Source organism: Kitasatospora sp. NPDC092039, assembly GCF_044756065.1.
GTDB lineage: Bacteria > Actinomycetota > Actinomycetes > Streptomycetales > Streptomycetaceae > Kitasatospora.
This window is the reverse complement of sequence record NZ_JBIVSD010000002.1, coordinates 208,228-226,775: the sequence shown is the minus strand read 5'-3', so window position 1 is coordinate 226,775 and position 18,548 is coordinate 208,228. Positions and strand designations below refer to the sequence as shown.

General features: G+C 73.9%; 19 protein-coding genes and 1 riboswitch. Of the genes, 3 read left to right on the top strand and 16 right to left on the bottom strand.

All coding sequences use genetic code 11. The features are described from left to right. Positions 1–17 precede the first annotated feature (17 nt). Both ACIQI7_RS04395 and pyrR read right to left on the bottom strand, forming a co-directional pair. Complete coding sequence (locus tag ACIQI7_RS04395; protein ID WP_401105017.1) at positions 18–1,034, bottom strand: aspartate carbamoyltransferase catalytic subunit; 1,017 nt, start codon at positions 1,032–1,034, stop codon at positions 18–20. Positions 1,035–1,039: 5 nt separating this feature from the next. Next, positions 1,040–1,663: a bifunctional pyr operon transcriptional regulator/uracil phosphoribosyltransferase PyrR gene (pyrR, locus tag ACIQI7_RS04390; RefSeq protein ID WP_387750939.1), complete on the bottom strand. Its 624-nt coding sequence runs from the start codon at positions 1,661–1,663 to the stop codon at positions 1,040–1,042. 330 nt (positions 1,664–1,993) lie between these two features. Between pyrR and ACIQI7_RS04385 the strand changes: the two genes are divergently transcribed. Further along, positions 1,994–2,497, top strand: coding sequence for a transcriptional regulator (locus tag ACIQI7_RS04385; RefSeq protein WP_030056198.1), 504 nt, complete (start codon positions 1,994–1,996; stop codon positions 2,495–2,497). Positions 2,498–2,645: 148 nt separating this feature from the next. Here ACIQI7_RS04385 and ACIQI7_RS04380 read toward each other — a convergent pair whose 3' ends face one another. The 6 genes from ACIQI7_RS04380 to ACIQI7_RS04355 form a co-directional block, all read right to left on the bottom strand. Further along, positions 2,646–3,563, bottom strand: a complete 918-nt coding sequence (locus ACIQI7_RS04380; RefSeq protein ID WP_401105014.1) for a hypothetical protein — start codon at positions 3,561–3,563, stop codon at positions 2,646–2,648. Between the two features lie 223 nt (positions 3,564–3,786). Beyond that, positions 3,787–4,614, bottom strand: a complete 828-nt coding sequence (locus ACIQI7_RS04375) for a thioesterase family protein (protein ID WP_401105012.1) — start codon at positions 4,612–4,614, stop codon at positions 3,787–3,789. A gap of 141 nt (positions 4,615–4,755) precedes the next feature. After that, positions 4,756–5,193, bottom strand: a complete 438-nt coding sequence (nusB, locus tag ACIQI7_RS04370) for a transcription antitermination factor NusB (RefSeq protein WP_316520206.1) — start codon at positions 5,191–5,193, stop codon at positions 4,756–4,758. 4 nt (positions 5,194–5,197) lie between these two features. Continuing rightward, positions 5,198–5,761 (bottom strand): elongation factor P, encoded by a 564-nt coding sequence (gene efp / locus ACIQI7_RS04365; RefSeq protein ID WP_401105007.1) that lies wholly within the window; start codon positions 5,759–5,761, stop codon positions 5,198–5,200. Positions 5,762–5,840: 79 nt separating this feature from the next. Continuing rightward, complete coding sequence (locus tag ACIQI7_RS04360; RefSeq protein ID WP_387750926.1) at positions 5,841–6,947, bottom strand: M24 family metallopeptidase; 1,107 nt, start codon at positions 6,945–6,947, stop codon at positions 5,841–5,843. Between the two features lie 176 nt (positions 6,948–7,123). Then, positions 7,124–8,242, bottom strand: coding sequence for a HoxN/HupN/NixA family nickel/cobalt transporter (locus ACIQI7_RS04355; protein ID WP_401105004.1), 1,119 nt, complete (start codon positions 8,240–8,242; stop codon positions 7,124–7,126). 30 nt (positions 8,243–8,272) lie between these two features. Continuing rightward, positions 8,273–8,486, bottom strand: a riboswitch (cobalamin riboswitch). A gap of 81 nt (positions 8,487–8,567) precedes the next feature. Here ACIQI7_RS04355 and ACIQI7_RS04350 point away from each other — a divergent pair. Next, a complete protein-coding gene (locus ACIQI7_RS04350) occupies positions 8,568–8,951 on the top strand; it encodes an ArsR/SmtB family transcription factor (RefSeq protein ID WP_401105001.1) in 384 nt (127 codons plus the stop codon). A gap of 48 nt (positions 8,952–8,999) precedes the next feature. Further along, positions 9,000–10,667, top strand: coding sequence for a hypothetical protein (locus tag ACIQI7_RS04345; protein ID WP_401104998.1), 1,668 nt, complete (start codon positions 9,000–9,002; stop codon positions 10,665–10,667). Between the two features lie 62 nt (positions 10,668–10,729). Here ACIQI7_RS04345 and ACIQI7_RS04340 read toward each other — a convergent pair whose 3' ends face one another. The 8 genes from ACIQI7_RS04340 to aroC form a co-directional block, all read right to left on the bottom strand. Then, the gene (locus ACIQI7_RS04340) at positions 10,730–12,736 is read right to left on the bottom strand and encodes an AAA family ATPase (protein WP_401104997.1); all 2,007 of its coding nucleotides are present in this window, start codon (positions 12,734–12,736) and stop codon (positions 10,730–10,732) included. 70 nt (positions 12,737–12,806) lie between these two features. Beyond that, positions 12,807–13,133 carry a putative quinol monooxygenase gene (locus ACIQI7_RS04335; protein ID WP_387750909.1) on the bottom strand — a complete coding sequence of 109 codons (327 nt, stop codon included), beginning with the start codon at positions 13,131–13,133 and terminating at the stop codon, positions 12,807–12,809. Between the two features lie 164 nt (positions 13,134–13,297). Beyond that, positions 13,298–14,107, bottom strand: coding sequence for an Fpg/Nei family DNA glycosylase (locus ACIQI7_RS04330; protein ID WP_401104994.1), 810 nt, complete (start codon positions 14,105–14,107; stop codon positions 13,298–13,300). Positions 14,108–14,187: 80 nt separating this feature from the next. Beyond that, on the bottom strand, positions 14,188–15,063 hold the full coding sequence (locus ACIQI7_RS04325) for an AAA family ATPase (RefSeq protein WP_401104991.1): 876 nt from the start codon (positions 15,061–15,063) through the stop codon (positions 14,188–14,190). 85 nt (positions 15,064–15,148) lie between these two features. Further along, positions 15,149–15,577 (bottom strand): type II 3-dehydroquinate dehydratase, encoded by a 429-nt coding sequence (gene aroQ / locus ACIQI7_RS04320; protein WP_387751916.1) that lies wholly within the window; start codon positions 15,575–15,577, stop codon positions 15,149–15,151. Between the two features lie 8 nt (positions 15,578–15,585). Then, positions 15,586–16,677, bottom strand: a complete 1,092-nt coding sequence (aroB, locus tag ACIQI7_RS04315; protein ID WP_387750901.1) for a 3-dehydroquinate synthase — start codon at positions 16,675–16,677, stop codon at positions 15,586–15,588. Further along, positions 16,670–17,191, bottom strand: coding sequence for a shikimate kinase (locus ACIQI7_RS04310; protein WP_401104988.1), 522 nt, complete (start codon positions 17,189–17,191; stop codon positions 16,670–16,672). The genes aroB and ACIQI7_RS04310 overlap by 8 nt, the downstream gene beginning before the upstream one ends. Next, positions 17,188–18,372: a chorismate synthase gene (gene aroC / locus ACIQI7_RS04305; protein ID WP_387750896.1), complete on the bottom strand. Its 1,185-nt coding sequence runs from the start codon at positions 18,370–18,372 to the stop codon at positions 17,188–17,190. The genes ACIQI7_RS04310 and aroC overlap by 4 nt, the downstream gene beginning before the upstream one ends. Positions 18,373–18,548: the final 176 nt, after the last annotated feature.

The window sequence follows — 18,548 nt, the reverse complement described above, 5'->3', positions numbered from 1 at the left end:
TCGCTCGCTGCGCTCGTTCACTGGGCGGTCTCCACGGAGTCGGTACGGGGGGCGTCGGCGGGGGCGTCGGCGGGGGCGTCGGCGAAGACGGCGCCGCCGAGGAGCAGGTAGAGGACGGCCATCCGGACGGAGACGCCGTTGGCGACCTGCTCGACCGCGGTGCAGCGCGGCGAGTCGGCGACCTCGGCGGTGATCTCCATGCCGCGGACCATCGGGCCGGGGTGCATCACGATCGCGTGGTCCGGCAGCTGGGCCATCCGGCGGCCGTTCATGCCGTAGCGGCGGCTGTACTCGCGCTCGGTCGGGAAGAACGCGGCGTTCATCCGCTCGCGCTGCACCCGCAGCATCATCAGCGCGTCCGTCTTGGGCAGCACGCTGTCCAGGTCGTAGCTGATCTCGCAGGCCCAGTTCTCGATCCCGATCGGCAGCAGCGTGGGCGGGGCGACGAAGGTGACCTGCGCGCCGAGGGTGTTCAGCAGGTGGACGTTGGAGCGGGCGACCCGGCTGTGCAGGACGTCGCCGACGATGGTCACCCGGCGCCCGTCCAGCCCTCGCCGAAGGGCGTTCGCCGCCGGTCCCGGGTTGAGGTGGCGGCGCATGGTGAAGGCGTCGAGCAGCGCCTGGGTGGGGTGCTCGTGGGTGCCGTCACCGGCGTTGATCACACTGCCGTGCAGCCAGTCGGACTGGGCCAGCCGGGCCGGCGCGCCGGAGGCGTGGTGGCGGATGACCACCGCGTCGGCGCCCATCGCCTGGAGGGTCAGCGCGGTGTCCTTGAGGCTCTCGCCCTTGGAGACCGAGGAGCCCTTGGCGGAGAAGTTGATGACGTCGGCCGAGAGTCGCTTCTCGGCGACCTCGAAGGAGGTCTTCGTCCGGGTGGAGTCCTCGAAGAAGAGGTTGACGACGGTGCGGCCGCGCAGCGTGGGCAGCTTCTTGACGGCCCGGCCGGAGAGCTGGGCCAGCTCCTCGGCGGTGTCCAGGATCAGCAGCGCGTCGTCGCGGCTGAGATCGGCGGCGGAGACGAGGTGGCGCTTCACGCGGGCTACTCCGGGAGGTGCGGTTCGGACGGCTGGGGGGCCAGGGCCTGCGTCGAGCGCGCGGTGAAGTCGCGGTCGCCGACCAGGACGGCGTCCACGCCGTCGCTGTCGGACAGGCGCACCTGCACGGCCTCGCGCAGCGAGGTGGGGAGGTTCTTGCCCACGTAGTCGGCGCGGATCGGCAGCTCGCGGTGGCCACGGTCGACCAGGACGGCGAGCTGCACGGCGCGCGGGCGGCCGATGTCGTTCAGCGCGTCGAGCGCGGCGCGGATGGTGCGCCCCGAGAAGAGCACGTCGTCGACCAGGACGACGAGCTTGCCGTCGATGCCGCCGGGCGGGATCTCGGTGTGTTCCAGGGCGCGGGCGGGCTTCAGCCGCAGGTCGTCCCGGTACATGGTGATGTCCAGGGTGCCCAGCGGGATCTCGCGCCCGGTGATCTGGGCCAGCCGGCCGTGCAGGCGGCGGGCGAGGTGGACGCCCCTGGTGTGGATGCCGAGCAGCACGACGTCCTCGGCGCCCTTGGCGCGCTCGACGATCTCGTGCGCTATCCGGGTGACGACCCGGGCGATGTCCGTGCCGTCCAGCACCTGGTGCGGCGGCCGGGGCGTCGGTTCATGGTGTGTGGTCATGCCGAAGCGGACCTCCTTCCCCGCCTCACGGGACGGGTCTTAAAGGATGTCTGGGACAGCCCCCGCCGACCGGGCGCGGGCTTCGGGTCATCCTACCAGCGCGTCTGACGGCAAACAGACGTCCATCATTCCGCTTCCGGGGGTTAACACTCCGGACGCGCCGACGATGCGGGCCATTCGCACGACTGCCCCATTCGGCTTGACGCAACTACCTTACTCTACGTAACCTCACAGTGAGTTACGAGACGGACGTCGGACCCACCGGTAACGGCGTCGGCAATCGCCCGTGACCCACCACTGAACGCGAAGCAATCTCGTCCGGGGAGATCAATGTCCAGCGACTACGCGAAGCAACTCGGAGGCAAGCTCCGAGCGATCCGCACTCAGCAGGGTCTCTCCCTGCACGGTGTCGAGGAGAAGTCCCAGGGCCGCTGGAAGGCAGTCGTCGTCGGCTCGTACGAGCGTGGTGACCGTGCGGTCACCGTGCAGCGTCTGGCCGAGCTGGCGGAGTTCTACGGCGTCCCGGTGCAGGAGCTGCTGCCCGGCGGCACGCCGGGCGGTGCGGCCGAGCCGCCGCCGCGCCTGGTCCTCGACCTGGAGAGACTGACCCAGGTCCCTTCCGAGAAGGCCGGCCCGCTGCAGCGCTACGCGGCGACCATCCAGAGCCAGCGCGGTGACTACAACGGGAAGGTGCTGTCGATCCGTCAGGACGACCTGCGCACCCTGGCCGTCATCTACGACCAGTCGCCGTCGATCCTCACCGAGCAGCTGATCTCCTGGGGCGTGCTGAACCCCGACGCGCGCCGTGCGGTGCGCGAGGAGGACGCGAGCTGAGGCTCACCGCACCGGCTCCCGCCAGCGGATCCAGGCACGGTCCAGCACTCGTTCCGGTAGTGCCGACAAGCAGAAACGTCACGGCGCGGCTCCCTCGTCCGGGGGGCCGCGCCGTGGTGTCGGGCGGCCTTCCCGGGCGGCGACGGCCTCAGCAGACCGTGCCCAGGCCGTAGCCGGGCTGTGCCGCCACGCCGTCCAGCCGGACCGGCCGGTCCGCCGGCGCCCAGTCCTGCCCGCCGCTCGACCAGGCCCAGGAGGCCTGCAGGTACTCCCCGCAGGACGCCGCCGAGCCCTGCGAGCCGTGCAGCACCGCGACCCCCGGAAGCTCCAGGGCCAGCCCGGCGCAGAGCACCGCGCAGACCAGCTCCAGGTCCTCGTCGTTGATCCGGACCACGCCGTCCTCCCACTGGAGCACCCGCGCCGCGGCGGTCAGCGCCCCGCCGGGCGCGTCCACCCGCAGGCGCAGCTCGTACACGCCGGCGCCCGCGCCGACCAGCATCCGCCGGAAGACCTCGCCCCCGCGCTGGTAGGCGGCGCGCACCCAGGCGGCGTGCTCCTCGTCGGGCGCGCCCGCGCCCCCGTACAGGCCCCCGTCGAGCAGCAGGTCGGCGTGGCAGAGCGTCAGCCCGTTCTCCCGGGCGCGCACCAGGCGGGGCACGAAGTCCCCGGCCAGCTCCTCTCCCTGGTAGGCGAGCAGCTGGGTCTGCAGCGCCGGGTTGGCCAGGTAGCGGTCACGCGCGGCGGGCTCGGCCGGGTCCAGCCCGTGCAGCACGCAGAACTCCTCGAAGTCCTGCGGGTGGAACATCCGGGCCCGGACGCTGTCGAACCGCTCCAGCGCCTCGGCCAGCAGGTCGGCGGTGTCGGCCAGGTAGCGCTCGTGGTCGGGGGCGTCGCAGACCCCCCAGGCGCGGGCCCGGGCGAAGTCCGCGGCGTTGGTGAGCACCCCGATGACGAACGCCTGCTCGGCGCCCTCCGCCCGCCGCGGCCGGTGCGACGCCCGCACCACGGGCCGCGAGCCGCCGGCGGTGCAGTCGGAGTTACGGCGGGCGCGACCCTTCTGACTCATGCGCCCACCTCGCTGCGCTCGGCAGAGGCATTCGCCCATACGCGCCTGTTGACTGTTCGCTCGCTGCGCTCGCTCACGGATGGCTCCTGGCTTCGGCGGTCGGGAGATGGTTGACGGTCAAGCGGCGGGCTCGCCGCTTGACCGTCTTCATCCCCATCCGCGCGCGCCGCACACGTACGGCGTGTCACAGGAATGTAACCACCGGTAATGCGGAGCCCGGGGGTCAGGCCTGCCGGGGCGCCCGGGCCAGCTGACGGGACTGCGCGACCAGGCGGCCGGACTCGTCCCAGACCTCGGCGTCCTCCTCGAAGTAGCCGCCGGCCAGGTTGCGGGTCGCGTGGGTGACCCGCAGCCAGCCGGGCACCGGCCTGGCGCGCAGGTGCACGGTCAGCTCGACGGTGGGGGCCCAGCCCGGCAGGCCGAGGTCGAAGGTGACCGGCGGCAGCGCGTCGGCGACCAGCAGGAGCAGCAGCGGGTCGGGCTCGCGGCCGTCGGCGAGCCGGAACCAGCCCTGGATCCGCCCGTTGCCGGAGGGCTGCCCGAGTGCCCAGCCGATGGTGGCCGGGTCCAGCCGGAGGTCGAACCGCTCCAGCAGGGCGGCCTGGGCGATCAGCTCCTTGGGCGCGTGTTCGACGCCGACGCACTGGTCCGGCGGCGGCAGCTGCGGCGGCCGCGCACTGGTGCGCACCTCGCCGTCGGCGGCGGCGAGGTCACCGTGGCTGGCCACCACGCGCAGCCGCTCGACGCCGTCCTGGCTGAGCGAGGCGGTGCCGGTGGACAGGCCGCGGCCGGTGCGCAGCACCTCGGTGCGGACGGAGGCCGGGCCGGGGGTGGAGGCGGACAGGTAGTAACCACTGATGGACACCGGGTCCGGGTGGGTGCCGTGCTCCAGCGACAGCGCGTGTCCGGCCACGGCGAGCAGCAGTCCGCCGTTCACCCCGCCGCCGATCTGCCAGCCGGCGCCGAGCTCGGCCTCGTAGCGGCCGGCCTCCTCGGGGTGCCTGGTCAGGGCGATGCCCTGGTCGAACTCGCTGCGGATCGCCGTGGTCATGTGGGGGGACCTGCCCTTCGCGCGTGCTTCCGGACGTCAAGTTACTGACGAGTAGGAACCACCCTACGCCGCCCGGGTGAAACGCGGAACGGCCGCCGGACACCTGTTCGGGTCCGACGGCCGTCCGGGAGGTCGATCCGCCTACCGGCGGATGCCCGGCTTCAGCTCCAGGAAGCGGGCGAGCATGCCGTTGACGAAGGCCGGGGAGTCGTCCGTGGAGAACTCCTTGGCGATCTCGACGGCCTCGTCCAGGACGACGGCGTCCGGGACGCCGTCCTCCCAGATCAGCTCGTACGCGCCGAGCCGCAGGACGTTGCGGTCCACGATCGGCATCCGGTCGAGAGTCCAGCCCACGGCGTACTGCTCGATCAGGTCGTCGATGCGACGCGCGTGCTGGACGTACCCCTCGATGAGCTCCATGGTGTACTCACCGACCTGCGGGGTGCCCTCGTCGGGCTTGGGCTCGCGGGCGCGGGCCACCCAGTCGGCGAGGACCTGCTGCGGGTCGACCCCGCGGTGGTCGGCCTCGAAGAGGATCTGGAAGGCCCGGGTACGGGCCTTGCTGCGTGCGGCCGACACGGACTTACTTCACCCGGCCGAGGTAGCTGCCGTCGCGGGTGTCGACCTTGACCTTCTCACCGGTGGTGACGAAGAGCGGGACGGCGATCTCGGCACCGGTCTCCAGGGTGGCCGGCTTGGTGCCACCGGTGGAGCGGTCGCCCTGGACGCCCGGCTCGGTCTCGGCGATGACCAGCTCGACGGCGGCCGGGAGCTCGATGTACAGGACCGAGCCCTCGTTCTGCGCGACCGTGGCCTCGAAGCCCTCCAGCAGGTACTTGGCCGCGTCGCCGACGACGACCGGCTCGATGGTCAGCTGGTCGTACGTGGTCATGTCCATGAACACGAAGTTCTCGCCGTCCTTGTACGAGAACTGCATGGTGCGCTTGTCGACGTTCGCGGTCTCGACCTTGGTGCCCGCGTTGAAGGTCTTGTCGACGACCTTGCCGGTCAGGACCTCCTTGAGCTTGGTACGCACGAAGGCCGGGCCCTTGCCGGGCTTGACGTGCTGGAACTCGACGACGGACCAGAGCTTGCCGCCCTCCAGCTTGAGGACCATGCCGTTCTTGAGATCGTTCGTGGAAGCCACGGGCGCACTAACTCCTGTATAGCTGTCAAGGAACCAAGGGTTTGCGTCCTGCCGCCCGCGGCCCCCCGGGGGGCCGCGGTCACAGGGCGAGGAGCTCCTTGGTGGTGATGGTGAGCAGCTCGGGCCCGCCCTCCTCGAGGGGGCGCACGACGAGCGTGTCCTCGATCCGGACGCCGCCCTTGCCCGGGAGGTGGACCCCTGGGCCGACGGTGACCGGCACGCGGCTGTCCAGTTTACCCATGTCCGCCGGGCCGAGGCGCGGCGCCTCCCGCATCTCCAGCCCGATGCCGTGGCCCACCGGGTGCGGGGAGGCTTCGGCGTGGCCGGCCGCCTCCAGGACCTGCCGGGCCGCCCGGTCGGGTACGCACTGCTCCACGCCCGGTCCGAGCGCCTCCCGCCCGGCCCGCTGGGCCCGGAAGACCAGCCGGTGCAGCTCCACCTGCCAGGGCGCGGGCGCGGCGCCGATCACGAAGGTGCGGGCGGTGGAGACGCCGTAGCCGCGGTACTGGGCGCCCATCACCACGGTCAGGAAGTCGCCCTCCTCCACCCGGCGGTCGGTCGGCTGGTGGGCGGCCTGGCCGGAGTGGCTGCCGGTGCCGACCGAGACCGGGAAGGCCGCCCGGTCGGCGCCGTGGTCGATCATCCGGCGCTCCAGCTCCATCGCCAGGTGCCGCTCGGTGCGGCCGACCAGGATCGACTCCAGCAGCTCGCCCAGCGCCTGGTCGGCGATCTCCGCGGCGATCCGCAGGTCCGCGATCTCGCGCTCGTCCTTGACCACCCGCAGCCGCTCGACCGTCTGGCCGAGGTCCACCAGCCGGGCCCCCTCGGTCAGGCCGGCCACCGCCCGGTGCCGGGTGACGGTCAGGTCGTGCTCCTCCACCGCCAGGCCCGACACCCCGGACCGCGCGGCGGCGGTCGCGGCGGCCAGCGCGGTGTCCGAGCCGGCCGCCACCGGCAGCCTGGTGACGTCCGGAGCGATCAGGTGCTCCCCGGAGTCGTCCGGCGGCAGGTCGTCCGGCAGCGCGAGCAGGGCGCGCTCCCTGGTCAGCAGCAGGCTCGCCCCGCAGGGCGCGCAGCCCGTCAGGTACCGCACGTTCGCCGCGCGGGTGATCAGCGCCGCATCGGCCCCGGCCGCACTGCAGTGCTCCCTCACCCGCTCCCGCCGCCCCGCGTACGCATCCGCCATGCGTCGAGCCTACGAACCCCCGGCCCGAAGCGCCCGCCGAGCACCCCCGGCAGAACCCCCGGTGCTCCCTGCGCGCCCCCCGCGCGACCGCGCCGTCACCTCCGGGCGCGCGCCGTGCGCCCCGCCCCCGCCCGGGGCCGTGCCGAGGCCCCGGGGACGACCGGCGGGACGGGCGCTCAGGCCTCCTGGCCCGGCGTCCAGCGCTGCTCGACCCGGGCGAGCTTCCAGTACCCGATCGCGATCGCCCAGACCAGCACGAACAGCCCGGCGATGCCGTAGCCGACGTTGTCCAGCGAGATGTCCGCGACGAACCCGGAGACCGGGTCGGTCAGGTCGAGCTTCTCGTGCAGCACCCCGACCAGCTCGATGGTGCCGATGACGAAGGCCACCGCGATCGACAGACCGGTGATGGTCAGGTTGTAGTACACCTTCCGGACCGGGTTGGCGAAGGCCCACTGGTACGCGAAGTTCATGAACGTCCCGTCCAGGGTGTCGAACAGGCTCATCCCGGCCGCGAACAGCAGCGGCAGGCAGACGATCGCGTACCAGGGCAGCCCGGAGGCCGCGCCCGAGCCGGCCATCACCATCAGGGTGACCTCGGTCGCGGTGTCGAAGCCCAGGCCCAGCACCATGCCCACCGGGAACATCTGCCCCGGCCGGGTGATCGACCGGGTCGCCCGGTTCAGCACCCGGGCCATGAAGCCGCGCGAGTCGAGGTGCGCCTCCAGCTCCCGCTCGTCGAACTGCCCGGCCCGCATCGCCCGGAACACCTTCAGGATGCCGAGCAGTGCCGCCAGGTTGAGCGCGCCGATCAGGTAGAGGAAGACGCCCGAGGTGGTCGTCCCGACCACGCCGAGCCACTGGTGGGTGGCCGACTCGTCGTCCATCAGCGTGTTCGCCAGCTGCGCGCCGCCCGCCACCAGGGCGGCCATCAGGACCACCATCGAGGAGTGCCCGAGGGCGAACCAGAAGCCCACCGAGACCGGCCGCTTGCCGTCCGCCATCAGCTTGCGGGTGGTGTTGTCGATCACCGCGATGTGGTCGGCGTCGAAGGCGTGCCGCATGCCGAGGGTGTACGCGGTGATACCCAGGCCCACCCCGAAGACCTGGGTACCGACCGCGTACCGCTCGGGTGCGACCAGGAAGACGAGCGTCCCGAAGGCCACCACGTGCATGGCCAGGATCACCCCCATCAACCCGGCCGTACGGATGGTGTCCTCGCGCCGCCACCGGAAGCTCGGCAGCGCGGAGGGGGCCGTCTTCGCCCCGGTGGCGACGGTTTCGGGCAGGGTCATCTGCGGATCACGCTCCAGCACCTCGTGGAAAACCTCGTGAGATGCCGTGGCCGGTCTCCTGGCTGACGGGACGCCCGCACCCGCCTTCCCAGGCGCGCGGGGCGCCCAGTGGCTTCATGGGTACGGACGACGTTCCTCCGTGGGCGGAGGAACGACCCGATCACAGTGGCGAGGGCCGCTCCGGGCTGGGATCCCTGAGGATCCGTCACCGGTCTTCCCGAGCACCACGGCGGGGAACACCGTAGGGGCCGGGCCCCACGGGTGCAAGGCTGCGCACCTGCGCAGGTGTCCAGGATCACAGGACGCCGCCTGCAAGAATGTCCGCATGCATCTCGTACCGGCCGACCGCGCGGGCCACCGCACCATCGACGGGCACCGGGTCTGCGAGGCCATCGCCGCGATCGGCGAGCCCACGCACGTCCGGTCCTGGGCCGAGCGGTTCTCGCTGCTCGCCGACCCCGGGCGGCTCGCCCTGCTGCTCGCCCTCCACCGGGCCGGCCCGCTCGCCGTCACCGACCTCGCGGTCGCCACCGGCATGCGCGACCCCGCCGTCTCCCAGGCCCTGCGGCTGCTCCGCACGGCCGGCGTGGTGACCGGCGACCGGGACGGACGGGTGGTGCGCTACCGGCTCGTGGACGAGGCCATGCGCCCCCTCCTCGACGAGTGCACCGCCGCCGAGCACCACGAGCCCACCGCGGCCGCCGGCTGACACCCGGAAACCCGGGCCGGGACCGGGCCCGACCAGTACGATCATGGTGTGCCGTCCCACCCCCACGTCTGGCCCGCCGACCGCTGGAACACCCGCCCGGTCAGGGCCCGCGTGCTGGCGGTCGCCCGCACCCTCACCTCGGCCACCCGGGTCCTGGACGTCCTCACCCTGCTGAGCCCGGACGGCATCGAGCGGTACTTCACCGTCAACCCCGGCTCCGCCTTCGCCGACCGCGCCCTGGACGAGTACCTGCACGGCCTGCCCGGCTTCACCGTGCTGGACTGGGAGGACGCCGTCCGCCGCCGCTTCGACCTGGCCGTCGCCTGCGCCGTCCACTCCTCCATGCACCGCCTGGACGCCCGCCTCGTCGTCCTCCCGCACGGCGCCGGCTACAACCGCCTGGTCACCGAGTCGACCGGCGACACGGTCACCGCCGCCGGCCTGTCCCGCAACGAACTCACCCATCGCGGACGGGTGTTCGTGGACGTCCTCGGCCTCTCCCACCCCGAGCAGCTGGACCGGCTGCGGGACTCCTGCCCCGAGGCGCTGGACGTCGCCCGGGTCGTCGGCGACCCGTGCTTCGACCGGATGCTCGGCAGCCGGCGCTCCCGCGACGGCTACCGCGCCGCGCTCGGCGCCACCGGGGGCCGACGGCTCGTCGTCGTCAGCTCCACCTGGAGCGAGCACTCGTTATTCGGCCGCCGCCCCGACCTCCCCCAGCGGCTGGTCCGCCGGCTCCCCGCCGACGAGTACACGGTGGCCGTCGTCCTGCACCCCAACGTCTGGAGCCGCCACGACCCCGAGGCGCTGCTCGACGGCGCCCGCCGGATGGGCCTGCGCCTGATCCCGCCCCACCAGGGCTGGCAGGCCGCGCTCGTCGCCGCCGACTGCGTGATCGGCGACCACGGCTCGGTCACCGTCTACGGCGCCGCCCTGGAACGCCCCACCGTGCTCGTCGCCACCGGCGCCGCCGAACTCGACCCGCGCTCCCCCGGCTACGCCTTCGGCCAGGCCGCGCCCGTCCTCGACCCGGACGGGGACCTCGCCGCCCAGCTCGAACTGGCCCTGGCCCAGGACCCGGCCGGCCTGAGCGGCGTCACCGGCCGCTCGCTCGCCCACCGCGGCGAGTCCGCCCGGCTGCTGCGCCCGCTGCTCTACTCCTTCCTGGACGGACTGGACGAACCCCGGGAGGAGCCGGCCCTGCCGCCCTACCCCAGGCCGCTCCCCGCGCCCACCGAGGGGCCCACCGCGTACGACGTCGAGGGCAGCAGCGACGGCACCGAGGTCAGCCTCCGGCGCTACCCCTTCGCCCCGGACGGCCACCCCCCGCGCGGCTTCCACGCCCTCACCGACGAGCACCCGGGCGACGCCCTGCGCTACACCGCCGAGGTCCTCGCCCGCACCGAGGCCCACGCCGAACGCCCGGCCACCCGCTGGCTCGCCGACACCGCCGCCGAACTCCCCGGCCTGGCCGTCGCGGTGGCCGCCCTCGGCCCGGCCCGCCACCTGCTGCGGCTGCGCACCGGCCTGCTGCTGGAGGCCCGCGCCGAACCGGACTGGGCCCGCCCCGACCCCGGCATCGACCCGCTGCTGCTCGGCTCCGCCGTCGCCACCTGGCTCGCCGACGGCGGCGAGCCGGCCGGCCTCGCCGAGCACGGGCTCACCGTCCGCACCGGCGAGCACCGCACCCGGGTGTCGTTCCGCACCGGGTCCTAGCCGTACCGGTTCCTGGCCGTACCGGGTCCTCAGGCCGTACCGCGGCCCTGGCCGCCGGGGCCCTAGTCCGACAGCTCCCGCAGCCGCACCCGGCTGCGCTCGGCCAGCTCCGCGTCGTCCAGCTCCTCGGCGAGGGAGACGAGCAGGGCGTGCGCCTGCGCCTCCTTGGCGTACTGCCCGCGCTCCCTGGCCTGCCGGGCGCAGTCGTCCGCGTGGGCGACGGCGAGGTCCAGCTGCCCGAGCGCCCGGTGGGCCCGGGCGCGGACCAGCGGCAGCTTCATCAGCATGTCGTCGTCCCCGGTCCGCCCGGCGTGAGCCGTGGCCTCGGCCAGCAGGGCCAGCGCCTGCTCCGGACGGCCGTCGGCGATCAGCGCCTGCGCCAGGTTGTAGCTCTGGACGATCTCGCCGTGGTCGTCGCCCCGGTTCTCCGCCAGCGCCAGGGTGAACCGCTGCACCGCGTCGGCCGGGCGGCCGTCGGCCAGGCAGAGCAGGCCGTCCGTCTCGTAGAGCACCCCCACCACCTGGCGCTCGGTCACCAGCGGCACCTGCTCGGTGGCGAGCGCCAACTGCTCGGCGGCGAGCCGGTACTCGCCGCGGTCGACGTGGGCGCGGGCGAGCTGGTTGCGCATCCGCACCACGGCCGCCGGCCGGTTGTCCCACTGGGCCGACTCGACGCCGAGCCGGTGGGTGGCGATCCAGTCCTGGTAGAGCTTGCGGCCGTGGTAGAGCGGCCAGAGCGACTCGCAGAGCCGCCACACCTCGCCGTGCCAGCCCTGCTCGGCCGCCTCCGCCACCACCGCGCGGAAGTTGGCGCGCTCGGCGTACAGCCACTCCAGGGCCGCGGCCCCGGAGGCGAAGCGGGGCAGCTCGTCACCGCTCGGGTCCTGGAGGCGCAGGCGCTTCCCGGCCAGCGCGCGGTCGGCGGCCGACGCCCGGCCCCGGTAGTACGCCACGACCCCGGCGAGGAGGGGCCCGCGGTCCGGCAGCTCCCGGGTCCGGCCGTAGGCGTGCAGCCGCACTACGTCGTGGGCCCGGAAGCGGTCCTCGCGGTCGCCGTCCACCACCTCGTCCAGCAGGTGGGCGCCGCGCAGCTCCCCGATCGCCCGCTCGGCCCGCTCGACGCCGACCGCGCGCGCCAGTTCGGCGGACACGAAGGGGCCGGGGTGCACGCCGACCAGGTGGTAGAGCGCCCGGCCCTGAGCCGACAGCCGTTCGTAGACCAGGTCGTAGGTCGCGCCGAGATCGCTCTCCTCGTCCTCCAGCATCGCCAACCTGCCCTCGCGGTCGTGCAGTTCGGCCACCACCCGGCCGACCGGCAGGTTGTCCCGGTCCAGCAGCTGGCTGCCGACCGCGTTCAGCGCGAGCGGCAGCCCGCCGCACAGCTCGACCAGTTCCGCCAGCTCCCCGTCGGTGCCCCGCCCGGAGCCGACCCAGCCGCGCACCAGCTCGGCGCCCGCCGTCGCGCTCAGCGGCCCGAGCCGGCGCACCTCCGCGCCGTCCACCCGCAGCGCGGGCAGCCGCCGCCGGCTCGCGACCACCACCAGGCCGCCGGACGGGAGCAGGGCGCGGACCTCCGCGGCGTGCTCGACGTTGTCCAGGAAGAACAGGCACCGGCGCTCGGCGGTGGCGGTGCGGAACGCCGTGAACCGCTCGGCCTCCACAGCCGGGGGCTCGGTGCCGAGGGCGCGCAGGAAGCCGGCCAGCAGTTCGGGGAGGTCCACCCCGCCCTGGTGCCGGTAGGCCTTCAGGTCGGCGTAGAGGTCCCCGCCCGGGAAGTGCTCCCGGTGGTCCTCGGTGAACTTGGCGATCAGTTCGGTCTTCCCGACCCCGCCGAGGCCGGTGAACACCACGACCCCGAGCCCGTCCTCCTCGAACCGGCGCAGCGCGGCGGCCAGAGCGGCGATCTCCGGCTCGCGGTTGACGAACGGGCCGTGCGGCGCGCGCACCTGACGGGGCCTCGGCACCTCCCGCGGCTGGTGGAGGTGGAGCGTCCCGATGTTCCCGGCCTGCACCAGGTGGCCGCCCACCGTGGCGCCTGACACGGTGTTGGCCACCTCGTGCCGTTCCATCCGCCTGCTCCCTCCGGCCGGTCGGCCCCAGCCTACGGGCTGGGCGCCGCACCGGTGGGGCACTCGGATGTCACCGGGGGGTGATCTCGCCCATCTCCGCCCAGCCGTCCATGCCGGGGATCTCGGTCGACACGATCCGCGGCTTGGCGGCCACCGCGTAGGACAGGTCCTCCATGGCCTTGGCAAAGTGCGCGGACTCCACGTGCTCCCGGCCCGCGTCGCCGTCGCGGAACGCCTCGACCAGGACGAACTCGTTGGGGTCCTCGACGCTGCGGGACCACTCGAAGAAGATGTTGCCGGGCTCGTCGCGGGTGGCCCGGGTGAACTCGTCGACCAGGTCGAGCCAGCCGTCGACGCGCTCGGGGCGGACCGGGAACTTGACCGTGATGAAGATCATGGGACTTCCTTTCGCTGCACGTTCACACGTGGCAGTACCGGTAGGGGCAGGCTGCTCGGCGAGCACGCCGCCCATCGTCGCAGGTCAGAAAGGTCGTATGCGACACGGGGCGGCGTCGGCGCGCGGCGGCGCGTCGCGGGCGGCCCGGCGGGGCCGGGGCCCGGTCAGGCCGCCTGGCAGGCCGGGCACCAGAAGAGGTTGCGGGCGGCGTGCTCCTCCGTCCGCACGTCGGTGCCGCAGACCAGGCAGGGCATCGCGGCCCGCCGGTAGACGTACACCTCGCCGCCGTGGTCGTCCACCCGCGGCGGGCGGCCCATCGCCTCCGGGGTGTGCTCGGGACGGACGGTGTCGATCCGGCCGGCCGTGACGCCCTCGCGCATCAGGGCGACCAGGTCGGCCCAGATCGCGTCCCACTCCCGGCGGGTGAGGTCGCGCCCGGCCCGGTGCGGGTCGATGCCGTGCCGGAACAGCACCTCCGCCCGGTAGACGTTGCCCACCCCGGCCAGCACCTTCTGGTCCATCAGCAGCGCCGCGACGGTCGTCCGGCTGCCCGAGATCCGGCGCCAGGCGGTGTCCGGGTCGGCGTCGTCACGCAGCGGGTCGGGGCCCAGCCGGGCGGCGACGGCGGCCTTCTGCTCCCCGGTGACGAGCGCGCAGGTGTTGGGACCGCGCAGGTCGGCGTAGCCGTCCTCGTTCTCCAGCCTCAGCCGGACCAGCCCGACCGGCTCGGGCGCCGGGCCGGTGCCGAAGGTGAACCCGCCGTACAGGCCGAGGTGGACGTGCACCCAGCCGCCCTCCTCGAAGCCGAGGAACAGGTGCTTGCCGGTGGCCTCCGCTCCCGTGAGCAGTTGCCCGTCGATCACCTTGGCCTCGTCGGCGAACCGGCCCTGCGGGCTGGAGACCCGCACCGGGCGGCCGCCGAAGGCCGTCCGGCTCTCGATGGCGAGGCGGTGGATGATGTGGCCTTCGGGCACGGGCGTCGGCTCCTCCGGGCGCGGCGACAGGGACCCGTCCATCATCGCAGCCGGCACCGACAGCCCCGCGACACCGCTGGTCAGCGGACCGGGACGCCCATCAGCCGGGCCAGGATGACCCGGTCCAGCTCGGCGGCCGTCCCGGCGACGTCCAGGTAGGAGTTGTCGATGATCGGCAGCCCGGAGTTGTACCAGCCGGCCATCCGCCCGTGGATGCGGGCCACCTCCTCGTCCCCGAGGCGGCGGTTGCCGCTGCGCCGGGCGTTGCGGCGCAGCACCGAGTCCAGGCTGGGCAGCAGCACGACCGGGATCATGCCGGGGCCGATGTGGCGCTTCCAGCCGCCGAGGCCGATCGCCGGGCGGTCCGGGAAGACGGCGTCGTCGATGATGCAGGAGATGCCGTTGGCCAGGTAGTTGCGGCACGCGAAGCCGCAGGTGCGGCGGGCCAGCCGGTACTGCGCCTCGGAGGCGTTGTTCCAGCCGGACTGCGGGTTGGCGAAGCCCGACTGCACCCACTCGCGGACGTCGTCCAGGCTGATGTGCGCGGTCGGGCCGGGCCGCCGCTCGGCCCAGTGGCGGGCGACGGTGGTCTTGCCCGCCCCGGCCGGTCCGATCAGCAGGACGGCGATCGGCCCGGCGGGCGCGTGGTGCTGCGGCGGGTGGGTGGGCAGCTGGACGGGCGCGCCGGACGGCAGCACGAAGTGCCCGGTGCCCCCGGCGGGCACCGGTGCGCTCGGCACCGGACCGGCCGGCGCGGCCGGAGCGACCGCGGGGGCCGGAGCCGGACGGGCGGCGGGCCCGGGAGCCGCCGGGGCGGCGGGCGCCGGACGGACCGGCGGCGGAGACGGAGGGGAGACCGGCGCCCCCGACGACGTCCCCCGGGTACCGCCCACCGGCGGCACCGGCGGGGCGACAGGACGCGGCGGGACCTGCCCACCTCCGGCGTACTGCGTCACGACACCTCCCGACACCTCTCAGCGGGGACACTACACGGCGGCCCGGCGGCGGGCACAGTCCGCCGCCGGGCCACCGCCCGTACCCTCAGCGGGCGGTGAGCTGCTCGGCCAGCGCGCGCAGCGCCAGCTCGTAGGAGCCGAGCCCGAAACCGGCGATGGTGCCGGAGGCCACCGCGGCGATCACCGAGGTGTGCCGGAAGGTCTCCCGGGCGTACGGGTTGGAGATGTGCACCTCGATCAGCGGCGCGGTGCGCTGGGCCGCCGCGTCCCGCATCGCGTACGAGTAGTGCGTGAACGCACCGGGGTTGATCACCACCGGTACCCGCCCGTCGGCCGCCTCGTGCAGCCACTCCACCATCCGCTGCTCGGAGTTGGTCTCGTGGACCTCGACCTCGAAGCCGAACTCCCTGCCCAGCGCGGTGCAGCGCTCGACCAGTCCGGCGTACGAGGTGGCGCCGTAGACGTCCGGCTCGCGGCTGCCCAGCCGGCCCAGGTTGGGGCCGTTGAGCACCATCACCCTGGTCACGCCGAGACCTCCGCGTACGCGGCGACCAGCAGCGACGGGTCGGGGCCCTCCAGCACGGACGTCTTGCCCAGGCCGTCCAGCACGATGAAGCGGATAAGGTCGCCGCGCGACTTCTTGTCGATCTTCATCGCGTCCAGCAGCTTCGGCCAGGCGTCCGCCCGGTAGCTCAGCGGCAGGCCGACCGAGGCCAGGACGGTGCGGTGCCGGTCGGCCGTCTCGTCGTCCAACCGCCCGGCCAGGCGGCCGAGTTCGGCGGCGAAGACCATGCCGATGGAGATCGCTGCGCCGTGCCGCCACTTGTACCGCTCGTTGCGCTCGATGGCGTGGCCGAGGGTGTGGCCGTAGTTGAGGATCTCGCGACGCCCGGACTCCTTGAGGTCCCCGGAGACCACGTCGGCCTTGACCTGGATGGCCCGGCGGATCAGCTCGACGGTGTGCGGGCCGGCCGGCGTCTTGGCGCCCTCCGGGTCGGCCTCGATCAGGTCGAGGATGGCCGGGTCGGCGATGAAGCCGCACTTGATGACCTCGGCCAGGCCGGAGACGTAGTCGTGCCGGGGCACGGTCTCCAGGGTGTCGAGGTCGGCCAGCACGCCCACCGGCGGGTGGAAGGCGCCGACCATGTTCTTGCCCTCGGCGATGTTGATGCCGGTCTTGCCGCCGACGGCCGCGTCGACCATGCCGAGCAGCGTGGTGGGCATGGAGATCCAGCGGACCCCGCGCAGCCAGGTGGCGGCGACGAAGCCGGCCAGGTCGGTGGTGGCGCCGCCGCCGAGGCCGACGACGACGTCGCTGCGGGTGAAGCCGGTCTGCCCGAGCACCGACCAGCAGTACGCGGCGACCTCGGCGCTCTTGGCGTCCTCGGCGTTGGGCACCTGGAGCGCGATGGCCTCGTAGCCCTCGCCGAGCAGGTCCTCGCGGATCGCGTCGGCGGTGGCGGCCAGCGCCTCCGGGTGGATGATCGCGACCCGCTTGGCCCGGGCGCCGATCAGCGGCGCCAGCTCACCGAGCAGCTGGTGCCCGATCAGCACGTCGTACGGGTCGTGGCCGGCGCTGCCGCCGACGTGGATCCTGACGGTGGTGTCAGTCATGGGGGGTCTTCAGCTCCAGTGCTTCCAGTACGGCGTCCGCGACCTGCTCCGGGCTGCGCCCGGCGGTGTCGACCACGGCGGTGGCCACCTCCAGGTAGAGGGGGCGGCGGGCTTCCATCAGCTCCCGCCAGCGGGCCCGCGGGTTGACGGCCAGCAGCGGGCGCGGGGCGTCCAGGCCGACCCGCTTGACCGCGTCGGCGAGCGGGACCTCCAGGAAGACCACCGGCAGCTCGCGCAGCAGCGCGCGGGTGGCCTCGGCCGTCACCGCGCCGCCGCCGAGCGCCAGGACCCCGTCGTGCCCCTCGGCGGCCGCGCGGACGGCCGCCGTCTCCAGCGCGCGGAAGTGCGGCTCGCCCTCGTCGACGAAGATGTCCGGGACGGGCTTGCCGGCCGTCGCCTCGACGTCGGCGTCGGTGTCCCGGAAGCCGACGCCCAGGCGCTCGGCCAGGACCCGCCCGACGGTGGACTTGCCACTGCCGGGCGGGCCGACCAGCACCACGACGGGGGTCGTCATCGGATGATCAGGTGGTCGAGGTAGCCCTGCACGTTGCGGCGGGTCTCGGAGACGTGGTCCCCGCCGAACTTCTCGGTCACCGCGTCCGCCAGCACCAGCGCGACCATCGCCTCGGCGACGATGCCGGCGGCCGGCACCGCGCAGACGTCCGAACGCTGGTGGTGCGCCTTGGCCGGCTCGCCGGTGCGCACGTCCAGGGTCTGCAGCGCCCGCGGCACGGTGGCGATCGGCTTCATCGCGGCGCGCACCCGCAGCACCTCGCCGGTGGACAGGCCGCCCTCGGTGCCGCCGGAGCGGCCGGAGGTGCGCTTGACGCCCTCGGCGGTCGGGACGATCTCGTCGTGGGCCTTGGAGCCCGGCACCCGGGCCAGGTCGAAGCCGTCGCCGACCTCGACGCCCTTGATCGCCTGGATGCCCATCAGCGCGGCGGCCAGCCGGGCGTCCAGCCGGCGGTCCCAGTGCACGTGCGAGCCGAGCCCCACCGGCACGCCGTACGCCAGCACCTCGACCACGCCGCCCAGGGTGTCGCCGTCCTTGTGGGCCTGGTCGATCTCGGCGACCATCGCCTTCGAGGCGTCGGCGTCCAGGCAGCGCACCGGGTCCTCGTCCAGCCGGGCCTCGTCCGAGGGCAGCGGCACCACGCCGGCCGGCGCCTTGGCGGCGGCCAGCTCGACCACGTGGCTGACGATCTCGATCCCGGCCACCTCGCGCAGGTACGCGCGGGCGACGGCGCCCAGCGCGACCCGGGCGGCCGTCTCGCGGGCGCTGGCGCGCTCCAGGATCGGCCGGGCCTCCTCGATCGAGTACTTCTGCATGCCTGCCAGGTCGGCGTGGCCGGGCCGGGGGCGGGTGAGCGCCTCGTTGCGGGCCAGGCCCGCCAGCACCTCGGGGTCGACCGGGTCGGCCGACATGACCTGCTCCCACTTCGGCCACTCGGTGTTGCCGACCATGACCGCGACCGGGCTGCCCATGGTCAGACCGTGCCGGACGCCGCCGAGGAAGGTCACCTCGTCCTGCTCGAACTTCATCCGCGCCCCGCGGCCGTAACCGAGCCGGCGGCGCGCCAGCGCGTCGGCCACCACGTCGGTGGTGACCGGTACACCGGCGGGCAGGCCTTCCAGCGTCGCGACGAGTGCGGGGCCGTGCGACTCCCCCGCCGTCAGCCAGCGCAACGTACCCAACGGAGCTCCTTCATCAGCGGACCGGACCTCGGCACCGCCGGGGCCCGCCCGGGCGTGCCTTGTGCCTGAATCCTTTCATGCCCCAGCAGCACCTGGGGGCACAGTCCGCGTGACGGACGGCAACCGGCCACGATCCGGCCGGGAAGCTGCCGGGAACCTGCCGGGCAGGAGCCGTA